Raw genomic sequence first — 11284 nt, forward strand, 5'->3', positions numbered from 1 at the left:
CAAGCCGGCCGAGCCTGCCCAGCAGGACAAGGCCGCAGGCCAGAAATCGTAAGCGGCACGCGGCGCAGCAAGCGCCGCGTTCCTCTTTGGTGAGCATCGCTTTCAGAGTCAGCCCACATGCCGCAATTTTTTATCGATCGACCAATCTTCGCCTGGGTAGTCGCCCTTTTCATTCTGCTGGCAGGGGTGTTGGCCATCCCGAACATGCCGGTCGCGCAGTACCCCGATGTGGCGCCGCCCGCCATCACGATCACGGCCACCTACCCGGGCGCGTCCGCCCCGGAAGTGGCCGAGTCGGTCACCAGCATCATCGAAGACCAGCTCAACGGCGCCAAGGGCCTGATCTATTACGAGTCGGTCAGCGATTCCTACGGCACCTCGACCATCACCGCCACGTTTGCGCCCGGCACCAATCCCGACCTGGCGCAGGTGGNNCAGGTGGACGTGCAGAACCGCGTGTCCAACGTGATTGCCCAGTTGCCCGCCGCCGTGCAGCAGCAGGGCCTGCAGTATGAGCAGACCAGCACCGGCTTTCTGATGATCGTGACGCTGTCGTCCACGGACGGCACGCTGGACCAGACGGCCCTGGCCGACTACATCACCCGCAACGTGAAGAACCCGGTGTCCCGGGTGCCGGGCGTGGGCCAGTTCCAGCTCTTTGCCGCGCCGCGCGCGATGCGCATCTGGGTGGACCCGGCCAAGCTCGTGGGCTTCAACCTCAGCATGTCAGAGGTCAACAACGCCATCGCCGGCCAGAACGTGCTGATTTCCGGCGGCAGCATCGGCGCGCCGCCCAACCCCGATTCGCAGCGCATCACTGCCACGGTCACCGCCAACGGCCAGCTCAGCACGGTCGACGGCTTCGGCCGGATCGTCCTGCGCGCCAATACCGACGGCTCCAAGGTGCTGCTGCGCGACGTCGCCCGCATTGAAGTCGGCGCCGACAACTACCAGTTCGGCGCCCGCCTGAACGGCAAGCCGACAGCCGCCTTCGCCATTGTGCTGTCGCCCAACGCCAACGCGCTGGCCACGGCGCAAGGCGTGCGCAACCAGATGCAGGAGCTGTCCAAGTACTTCCCGGACAACATCCAGTACTCGGTGCCGTACGACACCGCGCCCTACGTCAAGGTGTCCATCGAACAGGTGCTGCACACCCTGGCTGAAGCCATGGTGCTGGTGTTCCTGGTCATGTATCTGTTCCTGCAGAACGTGCGCTACACGCTGATCCCGGCGCTGGTCGTTCCGGTGGCCATGCTGGGGGCGTTCGCGGTGATGCTGGCGCTTGGATTCTCGATCAACGTGCTGACCATGTTCGCGATGGTGCTTGCCATCGGGATTCTGGTGGACGATGCCATCGTGGTCGTCGAAAACGTTGAACGGATCATGGCGACCGAGGGCTTGCCGCCCAAAGAGGCCACCAAGAAGGCCATGCCGCAGATCAGCGGCGCCATCATCGGGATCACGCTGGTGCTGGTGACAGTGTTCCTGCCGCTGGCCTTCATGAGCGGGTCGGTGGGCGTGATCTACCGTCAGTTCTCGGTGGCCATGGCCGTGTCCATCTTCTTCTCGGCACTGCTGGCGCTGACCTTCACGCCGGCGCTGTGCGCCACTATCCTCAAGCCGGTGGCCAAGGGCCACCACGAGGACAAGAAGGGATTCTTCGGCTGGTTCAACCGCAAGTTCGACGCCACCACCCATGGCTACCAGAACTGGGTGTCGCGCATCCTGCACAAGGGTGGCCGGATGATGCTGGTGTTCCTGGTGCTGGTCCTCTTGCTGGGCTGGCTGTACCTGCGCCTGCCGTCGTCGTTCCTGCCCGAGGAAGATCAGGGCTATGTGGTCAGCAACATCGAGCTGCCCACCGGCGCCAGCGCCAATCGCACCGTCGAGGTCATCGAGCAGGTCGAGAAATACTTCCAGGGCATTCCCGCCGTCGAGAACATCATCGCCGTGCAGGGCTACAGCTTCAACGGCAACGGCCTGAACGCCGCCATTGCGTTCACGACGCTCAAGGACTTCAAGGATCGCAAGGAGCGCCAGGATTCCGCCGGCGCCATTGCGTTCACCGCTTTCGAAAAGCAGCTCATGGGCATCCATGATGCGCAGGTGTTCACACTGGTGCCGCCGGCCATTTCGTCGCTGGGCAACGCCACGGGCTTCGACCTGCGCCTGCAGGACCGCGGCGCGGCCGGCACCGAGGCGCTGGCCGCGGCCACCGCCCAGCTGATGGGCGAGGCCATGAAGAGCCCGATCCTGTCGCAGGTCCGCATCACGGGCCTGTCGGCGGGCACGCAGCTCACGCTGAACATCGACCGCGACAAGGCGGCCGCGTTGGGCGTGGACTTCAATGAAGCCGCCTCGCTCATTTCCACCGCCGTCGGCTCGGCGTATCTCAGCAAGTTCCCCAACATGGGCCGGATGCAGAACATCTGGGTCCAGGCCGATGCGCCATACCGCATGCAGTTGTCCGACGTGCTCAAGCTGAACGCGCGCAACGGGCAGGGCGGGATGGTGCCGCTGTCGACGTTCGTGTCGGCGGAATGGGTTCAGGGGCCGGTGCAGGTCGTGCGCTACAACAGCTACGAGTCCATGCGTATCGGCGGCGCCTCGGCGCCGGGCTACTCCACCGGCCAGGCCATGGAAGAAATGCAGCGTCTGGTCGCCCAGTTGCCGCAAGGCTTCGGCTACGAGTGGACCGGGCTGTCCTACCAGGAATTGCAGGCCGGCAACCAGGCCCCGATCCTGATGGGCCTGTCGCTGCTGGTCGTGTTCCTGGTGCTGGCCGCGCTGTACGAAAGCTGGGCCATCCCCATTTCCGTCATGCTGGTGGTGCCGCTGGGCATGCTGGGCGCGGTGGCGCTGGTCAGCGCGCTGGGCATGTCCAACGACGTGTACTTCCAGGTCGGGATGGTGACCGTGATCGGCTTGGCGGCCAAGAACGCCATTCTTATCGTGGAGTTCGCCAAGGACCAGTACGCCCGCGGCATGGGTCTTTATGAATCCGCGGTCGAGGCTGCGCGATTGCGTTTCCGTCCGATTCTGATGACGTCGCTGGCGTTCATCCTGGGCGTGATCCCGCTGGCGATGGCCACCGGCGCCGGTGCGGCCAGCCAGCGCGCAGTGGGCCTGGGCGTGCTGGGTGGCATGCTGGCCGCCACGCCGTTCGCCGTGATTTTCGTGCCGACGTTCTTCGTGGTGGTGCTGGGTCTCTTCAAGACCCGCCCGCGCCTGTTGGGCGCCGAAAAGCGTCTCTTCGAGGAAGAACAGGCTGCCAAGAAGGCGGAGGCCGAAAAGGCGTCCTTGCCCGGAACGCCGCAGCCCGCACAACCCACTGGTGGCCAGGAGGGCAAGGAATGAAAGCCCTGATGTTCAGACAGACCGCCTTGTCCGCCTTTGTGGCGGTGGCGTTGGCCGGCTGCTCGCTGGCTCCCGATTACAAGCGTCCCGACGCGCCGGTCAGCCCGGCGTGGCCCGACCAGCCCAAGGTGCAGTACGGCGCGTATACGCGCGCCACCACGCTGGGCTCGCAGCCCGCCGCCGACGTAATGCCGCAAGCCGGCACGCCCGCCGCGGACCTGGGCTGGCGCGAATTTTTCCGCGACCCGCGCCTGCAGGCGTTGATCGAACTGTCGCTGGTCAACAATCGCGACCTGCGTGTCGCGGTCCAGCGTGTCGAAGAAGCCAGGGCGCAGTACGGCATCCAGCGCGGCGCGCAGTGGCCCAGCATCGGCGCCGGCATCCAGGGCCAGCGTCAGCATCTGCCGGCCAACATGCGGGCCGGCGGTCCAGATTCCAGTTCCATCAGCAGTTCGTACCAGGCCGGGATCGGTCTGACGACCTTCGAGATCGACCTGTTCGGCCGCCTGCGCAACCTGTCCGAAGCCGCGTACCAGCAGTACCTGTCGACGGAACAGGCGCAAAAAAGCGTGCACATCACGCTGGTCGGATCCGTCGCGCAGTCGTATTTCAATCTGCGCGCCGCCGAGGTCCAGCTGGAACTGACGCAGCGCACGCTGGCCTCTCGCCAGGAATCCTATGACCTGGTCAAGCGCCGCTTCGATGGCGGCGTGGCGTCCGAACTGGACCTGAACCAATCCAAATCGCTGCTGGACACGGCCTCCGCCGACCTGGCGCAACTGGCCCGCGCGCGGTCGCAAGCCATGAACGCGCTGGTGCTGGTGGTGGGCACGCCGCTGCCCGACACGCTGCCCCCGCCGGCCACCTTCGGCCGCGACCAGTTGTTGGCCACGGTGCCGTCCGGCCTGCCGTCCGATCTGCTGGAACGCCGTCCCGACATCGCGGCCGCCGAAAACCAGCTGCTGTCCGCCAATGCCAATATCGGCGCGGCGCGCGCGGCGTTTTTCCCGACCATCTCGCTGACCGGCCTGTTGGGCGTGGCCAGTCCGTCGCTGGGCGATCTGTTCAAGGGCGGGCAGGGCTACTGGAGCTTCTCGCCGTCGATCACGACGCCGCTTTTTGCCGGCGGCAGCATCCGCGAGGGCCTGAGCCTGGCCAAGGCGCGCGACAATATCGCGGTCGCGCAGTACGAACAGACCATCCAGCAGGCGTTCCGCGAAGTGTCGGACGCGCTGGCGGGCGAGGCCACCTACGGGGCGCAGCTTGACGCCCAGCGCGCGCTGCAGGATTCGTCGGCGCGGACGCTGGAACTGTCGAATTTGCGTTATACCAACGGTATCGACAGCTACCTGCAGGTGCAGACCGCGCAGGTGGACTTTTTCAACGCCCAGCTGTCGCTCGTGCAAACCGGCCTGGCTGCGCTGATCAACCGCGTGGAGCTGTACAAGGCGCTGGGCGGCGGCTGGGAAGAAACAACGAAAGTGCAATGATAGAACTCGGTGTAAATATTGATCACGTCGCCACGCTGCGGCAGCAGCGCCACACGGCCTATCCCGACCCGATCGCCGCCGCCCTGCGCGCCGAAGATGCTGGCGCCGACCTGATCACGCTGCATCTGCGCGAAGACCGGCGCCACATTCAGGACGCCGACGTCTACGCGATCCGCCCGCAACTGCGCACCCGCATGAATCTGGAATGCGCGGTCACGCCGGAAATGCTGGAGATCGCCTGCGCGGTCAAGCCCAGCGACGTCTGCCTGGTGCCCGAAAAGCGCACCGAGCTCACGACCGAGGGCGGGCTGGAAGTGGCCGGCGCCATGGGGCCCGTTTCCGACGCCGTGGCGCTGCTGGCCGAAGCCGGCATCCGCGTGTCGCTGTTCATCGATCCGGACCCGGTCCAGATCGCCGCCGCCGCCAAGGCCGGCGCACCCGTCATCGAACTGCACACCGGCGCCTACGCCGAAGCCGAGGGCGAAGCCGCTGAAGCGGAACTGCAACGCATCCGCCTGGCCGTGGCAGAAGGGCTGCGCCACGGGCTGCGTGTGAACGCCGGCCATGGCCTGCACTATGGCAACGTCAAGCCGGTGGCCGCGCTGGACGGCATTTCCGAACTCAACATCGGCCACGCCATCGTCGCGCAGGCGATCTTCGATGGCTGGGAAAAGGCCGTGCGCGACATGAAGGCGCTGATGGTGCAAGCGCGCCTGCACGCGCTGCGCGGGCTTTGAACGCGGGCCGATGACGCGTTTTGACCGCTAGCCAGGCGATGCCGATGTCCGACTCTTCTTCCGCCACGCCCGCCGGCGCCATTGCCGGCATCGGCATGGACCTCCTGCGCATCGACCGCATCGAACGCGCGCTCGCCCGCCACGGCGACCGGTTTGCCGAAAAGATCCTCGGCCCCGAGGAACTCCTGAAATTCCACGCCCGCCGCGCCCGCGACCCGGTGCGCGGGCTGCGCTTTCTGGCAACCCGCTTTGCCGCCAAGGAAGCGTTTTCCAAGGCGATCGGGCTGGGCATGCGCATGCCGATGACGTGGCGGCGCGTGCAGACGCTGAACGCGCCGGGCGGCCGCCCCGTGCTGGTGATCGCCCCCGAACTGCTGAGCTGGTACGCTGACCGGTTTGGCGCGGCCCACGTTTCCATTACCGATGAATCCGACATGGCCGCCGCGTATGTGGTGGTCGAGCGCAAGCCCTAAGCCCTGCACTCGGGGCCATCTCCGCCGGCTTGCCGCACCCAGTTACAAGGACAGCCTCCATGGCCAAGAAAAAATCCAAGGCGGTCCTGCCCCCCGGCCCCGTGATGGTCGATGTGGCGGGATATTCGCTCACGAAAGCAGAAAAGAAGCGCCTGCGCCACCCGCTGGTGGGCGGCGTCATCCTTTTCGCGCGCAATTTTGAGAACCGCGCCCAGCTCACTGCGCTGACGCGCCAGATCCACAAGGCCCGCAAGGAGCCGCTGCTGATCCTGGTGGATCACGAAGGCGGCCGCGTGCAGCGCTTCCGCGAGGACGGCTTCACGCCCTTGCCCCCGATGCGCGCGCTGGGCGAACTGTGGGACACCGATCCCCTGCAGGCCATGCGCCTGGCGACCGAGGCCGGTTACGTCCTGGCCGCCGAGCTGCGCGCCTGCGGCGTGGACATGAGCTTCACCCCGGTGCTGGACCTGGACTACGGCGTCAGCAAGGTGATCGGCAACCGCGCCTTCCACCACGATCCCCGCGTGGTGACAATGCTGTCGCGGGCCCTGGTTCAGGGCCTGTCTCTGGCTGGTATGTCGTCCTGCGGCAAGCATTTCCCCGGCCACGGTTACGTGGGCGCCGACTCGCACCACGAGATCCCGGTCGATCCGCGCACGCTCGATGAGATCCTGAAAGACGACGCCGCGCCCTACGCCTGGCTGGGCGACGCCGTGCTGCCGTCCGTCATGCCCGCGCACGTCATCTACCCCAAGGTGGACAAACATCCGGCCGGTTTTTCCAAGCGCTGGGTGCAGGACATCCTGCGCAAGCGCCTGGGCTACGATGGCGTCGTGTTCTCGGACGACCTAACGATGGAAGGCGCCTCGGTCGCGGGCGACATCCTGGACCGCGCCAACGCCGCGCTGCGCGCCGGCTGCGACATGGTGCTGGTGTGCAACCGCCCGGACCTGGCCGACGACCTGCTGTCACGCCTGCAGTTCGACCATGCGCCCGAGTCCGTGGCGCGCATCCGGCGCCTGATGCCGCGTTTCGACGCGCCCGATTGGGACACCCTGCAAGCCGAAAGCCGTTACCAGAATGCCCGACGACTTCAATCTCAAATCGTTCCTGTCTGACCTGCCGCATCTGCCGGGCGTCTACCGGCACCTGGATGCGGCGGGCGAGGTCATGTATGTCGGCAAGGCGCGCGACCTGAAGAAGCGCGTCTCGTCGTATTTCCAGAAGACGCTGTCCAGCCCGCGCATCGCCCAGATGGTGGCGAAGGTGGCGCGGCTTGAGGTCACGGTGACGCGCTCCGAAGCCGAAGCGCTGATCCTGGAAAACAACCTCATCAAGAGTCTGAAGCCGCGCTACAACATCCTGTTCCGCGACGACAAGTCCTATCCGTACCTGCACATCACCGGGCATGACTGGCCGCGCATCGCGTACTACCGCGGCGCCACCAACAAGCGCGGACAGTTCTTCGGCCCGTTCCCCAACGCCTGGGCGGTGCGCGAAACCATCCAGATCCTGCAGAAGGTGTTTCGCCTGCGCACCTGCGAAGACAGCGTCTTTGCCAACCGCTCGCGTCCCTGTCTGCTGCATCAGATCGGGCGCTGCTCCGCGCCGTGCGTCGGCGCGATCGAAGCGGCCGAATACGAGCGCGACGTGCACCGGGCCGTGCGCTTCTTGAACGGCGAGGCCAAGGACGTCATGGGCGAGATCGAGGCCCGCATGCTGCAGGCCTCCATGGAACTGCGCTTCGAGGAAGCCGCGGCGCTGCGCGACCAGATGGGGTCGCTGGCGCGCGTGCTGCACCAGCAGACCATGGAAAACGTCAGCGGCGAGGACACCGACATCATTGCGGTGGCCATTGCGGGCGGCAAGGTCTGCGTGAACCTGGCCATGGTGCGCGGCGGCCGCCATTTGGGCGACAAGCCGTTCTTTCCGTCGCACGCCGAGGGCGAGGCCGCGCCGCAGGTGCTGGAAGCCTTCGTGGCCCAGCATTACACCGACAACGCGATGCCCCCCATCCTGGTCTGTTCCCACCCCTTGCCCGATCCCGAGCTGATCGCGCTGCTGGTCGAGCAGGCCGGCGGCCGGCCGTCCCGCGTGCTGACGCGTCCGCAGGGCACGCGCCGGTCCTGGCTGGAACAGGCATCCAAGAACGCTGAAATGGCGCTCGCCCGCGCGCTGACCGAGTCCGGCGCCCGCGCCGCCCGCACGCTGGCGCTGGCCGAAGCCCTGGATCTGGACACGGACGAAGCCGCGCTGGACGCCCTGCGCATCGAATGCTTCGACATCAGCCACACCGCCGGCGAAGCCACCCAGGCGTCCTGTGTGGTGTTCGAACACCACGACATGCAGCCCTCGCTGTACCGCCGCTACAACATCGCCGGCATCACGCCCGGCGACGACTACGCCGCGATGCGCCAGGTGCTGACCCGCCGCTTTGCCAAGGTCGCCGACGGCGACGCGCAGATGCCCGGCCTTGTCCTTATCGACGGCGGCAAGGGCCAGGTCGAGGTCGCACGTAAGGTTTTCGCGGAACTGGGCCTAGACATCCAGACCCTGGTCGGCGTGGCCAAGGGAGAAGGGCGCAAGGTCGGCCTGGAAACCCTTGTCTTCGCCGACGGCCGTCCGCCCGTCGCCCTGGGCGGCGAATCCGCCGCCCTGATGCTGATCGCCCAGGTCCGCGACGAAGCCCACCGCTTCGCGATCACCGGCATGCGCGCCCGCCGCGCCAAAACGCGCAACGTCTCGCGCCTGGAAGAAATAGAAGGCGTCGGCGCCCGCCGCCGCCAACGCCTCCTGGCCCGCTTCGGCGGCTTCTCCGGCGTCGCCCGCGCCAGCATCGAGGACCTGGCATCGGTGGACGGCATCTCGCAAGACCTGGCGATCCGCATCTACGAGGCACTGCGCTGAAGCCCCGGAATCGCCCAGATGTCACGAACCTGTGTCACCCTCGCCGCCGGCCAACAAGACGCCAGAGCGTTCAGCCTCGCCGATAAGCTCGACGACGTGCCAGGGCGAACGCTCCAATCCAAACCTCCCTCATCAACCCGCCCCCAAATTTCAACCACCCGCCCCGACGAGCAATCCGGGCCGCGCGGATCCGGCTCCGCCGGTCCGCAGAGGCGCCCCCTTGAGGGGGAGGCGCCGAAGGCGCGTCGGGGGTGGGCTCTAGCTGTTAGGATACGGACACTATGCCAATTAACGTTCCCATTATTCTGACGTGGCTGCGTATCGCCATGATTCCGCTGGTGGTCGGGCTGTTCTATCTGCCCGAAAGCTGGATGTCTGTTCCCATGCGCGACACGCTGGCGGCATGGGCATTCATCATTGCCGCGCTGACCGACTGGTTTGACGGCTGGCTCGCCCGGCGCTGGAACCAGACATCGGCATTTGGCGCCTTCCTGGATCCCGTCGCCGACAAGCTGATGGTCTGCGCCGCCCTCATCGTGCTGCTCGACCTGAGCCGCGTCGATGCCTTCATCTCCCTCATCATCATCGGCCGCGAAATCACGATTTCCGCGCTGCGCGAATGGATGGCCAAGATTGGCGCGAGCGCCAGCGTGGCCGTGCACCGCTTGGGCAAGTTCAAGACCGCCGCGCAGATGGTTGCCATTCCGTGCCTGCTGTATAACCAGTCGATCTACGGCGTCAACACCAAGCTGCTGGGTGACATCCTGATCATCGTGGCCGCGGTGCTGACTGTCTGGTCGATGCTGTATTACCTGCAGCGCGCGTGGCCCGCGATCCGCGAAAAGGCCATGTGACCGATTTCCCGGGCTGGCTGCGCAACAGCCAGCCCGGTGCAGTTGCAACACCGCACGGCGGCCCGGCTCGCGCAAGACGGCCGCCGTGTCACTTCAAGAGCGATACGCCGGCTCGATCCGGCACGGCCCGCGCGCCGCAATCGCCATGAATACGTCGCCTGGACACAAGTCTGCGCGACGCCGGAGACAACCCGCGAGCCGCCCAAGGCGGCCCGCAACCTGCCGCCCATGCGCGGCCTTGTGCAATGAACACCGCTACCGCCGCCACCCCCTTGCTCTCGGACGCCGCCGTACGCCGGCGCGACTGGAAAATCATCCTGCTCATCGGCGTGGCGCATGCCTCGTCTCACTTCTTCCAGCTCGTCCTGCCGTCGCTCTATGGCGCGCTCGGCCTGGAATTCGGGCTGGATTTCGCGCGGCTGGGCCTCCTGGTCTCCACCTTCTACGTGGTGTCCGGCATTGGCCAGGCGTCGTCGGGCTTCGTCGTGGACCGCATCGGCGCGCGTCCCGTGTTGTGGTTCGGGCTGGCGTGCTTCGTGCTGTCGGGTGTGCTGATCGGCTCGGCGACCGGCTACGTCATGCTGATGGCCGCGGCGGTCGTGGGCGGCATCGGCAATTCGGTGTTCCATCCGGCGGACTATTCCATCATCAATCACCGCATCACCGCGCCGCGGCTGGGCCACGCGTTTTCGACGCACGGTTTGACCGGCAACCTGGGCTGGGCGCTGACGCCCGTGTTCATCACCACCATCACGCTGCTCGCCAATTGGCGCGTTGCGGCTTACAGCGCCGCCGGTCTGGTGGCGCTGGTGCTGCTGCTGACGGTGCTGGGGCGCGATCTGCTGGGCGGCCCGTCGCCCGTGGAGGCGGGCGGCGACGCCAAGGACGCCGGCAATGCGCCCAAGCCCGCCGCCAAGCCGCAAGAGGGCGTGCTGGCGACGCTGTCCGCGCTGCTGGCCAAACCCGCGCTGTGGGGCGCATTCCTGTTCTTTGCCTGCACGTCCATCGCGCTGTCGTCGGTGCAGAACTACACGATTCCGCTGCTGGGCCAGCTGTACGACCTGTCCAAGGTCACGGCCAGCTCGGCGCTGTCCGGCTACATGGTCGCCTCGGCCGTCGGCATGGCGGCGGGCGGCTTTCTGGTGTCGGCCAATCCGCGCACCGAGCGCACCGTCATGGTCGCGCTCATCCTGGCTGGCCTGACGCTGGTCGTGTTGGCGTTGGGCCTCGTGCCCGCGGTGCTGGCCGCGCCGGTCGTGGGGCTGGCGGGCTTCTGCTCGGGCGTGGCCGCGCCGTCGCGCGACATGCTGATCCGCCGTGTGACGCCCAAGGGCTCGACGGGGTCGGTGTACGGCCTGGTGTATTCGGGCATGGACGTCGGCTCGGCTCTGGGGCCGCTGGCCTTCGGTCTGCTGCTGGACGCCGGTTTGCGGCAGGGGCCGTGGGTGGGCGCGGGTGTGGCGTTC

At 66.7% G+C, this 11284-nt stretch carries 8 protein-coding genes; all 8 read left to right on the forward strand.

From position 1 onward, the window contains the following. Window positions 1-117: 117 nt before the first annotated feature. A complete protein-coding gene (locus tag B3446_RS02825; RefSeq protein ID WP_291377245.1) occupies window positions 118-3357 on the forward strand; it encodes a multidrug efflux RND transporter permease subunit in 3240 nt (1079 codons plus the stop codon). Then, window positions 3354-4847, forward strand: coding sequence for an efflux transporter outer membrane subunit (locus B3446_RS02830; RefSeq protein ID WP_175123626.1), 1494 nt, complete (start codon window positions 3354-3356; stop codon window positions 4845-4847). The genes B3446_RS02825 and B3446_RS02830 overlap by 4 nt, the downstream gene beginning before the upstream one ends. Beyond that, the gene (gene pdxJ / locus B3446_RS02835) at window positions 4844-5584 is read left to right on the forward strand and encodes a pyridoxine 5'-phosphate synthase (RefSeq protein ID WP_191575746.1); all 741 of its coding nucleotides are present in this window, start codon (window positions 4844-4846) and stop codon (window positions 5582-5584) included. Before B3446_RS02830 ends, pdxJ begins: the two co-directional genes overlap by 4 nt. A gap of 38 nt (window positions 5585-5622) precedes the next feature. Further along, on the forward strand, window positions 5623-6057 hold the full coding sequence (gene acpS, locus B3446_RS02840) for a holo-ACP synthase (protein ID WP_370633063.1): 435 nt from the start codon (window positions 5623-5625) through the stop codon (window positions 6055-6057). Window positions 6058-6116: 59 nt separating this feature from the next. Beyond that, window positions 6117-7175, forward strand: a complete 1059-nt coding sequence (nagZ, locus tag B3446_RS02845) for a beta-N-acetylhexosaminidase (RefSeq protein WP_175138102.1) — start codon at window positions 6117-6119, stop codon at window positions 7173-7175. After that, on the forward strand, window positions 7138-8964 hold the full coding sequence (uvrC, locus tag B3446_RS02850) for an excinuclease ABC subunit UvrC (protein ID WP_291377246.1): 1827 nt from the start codon (window positions 7138-7140) through the stop codon (window positions 8962-8964). Before nagZ ends, uvrC begins: the two co-directional genes overlap by 38 nt. A 281-nt stretch (window positions 8965-9245) precedes the next feature. Next, a complete protein-coding gene (pgsA, locus tag B3446_RS02855) occupies window positions 9246-9818 on the forward strand; it encodes a CDP-diacylglycerol--glycerol-3-phosphate 3-phosphatidyltransferase (RefSeq protein WP_191575743.1) in 573 nt (190 codons plus the stop codon). Between the two features lie 245 nt (window positions 9819-10063). Further along, the coding region (locus B3446_RS02860; RefSeq protein WP_291377247.1) for an MFS transporter at window positions 10064-11284 on the forward strand (1221 nt) is incomplete at its 3' end.

Origin of the sequence: Achromobacter sp. UBA5777, assembly GCF_002418565.1 — a bacterium.
GTDB lineage: Bacteria > Pseudomonadota > Gammaproteobacteria > Burkholderiales > Burkholderiaceae_B > Achromobacter > Achromobacter animicus.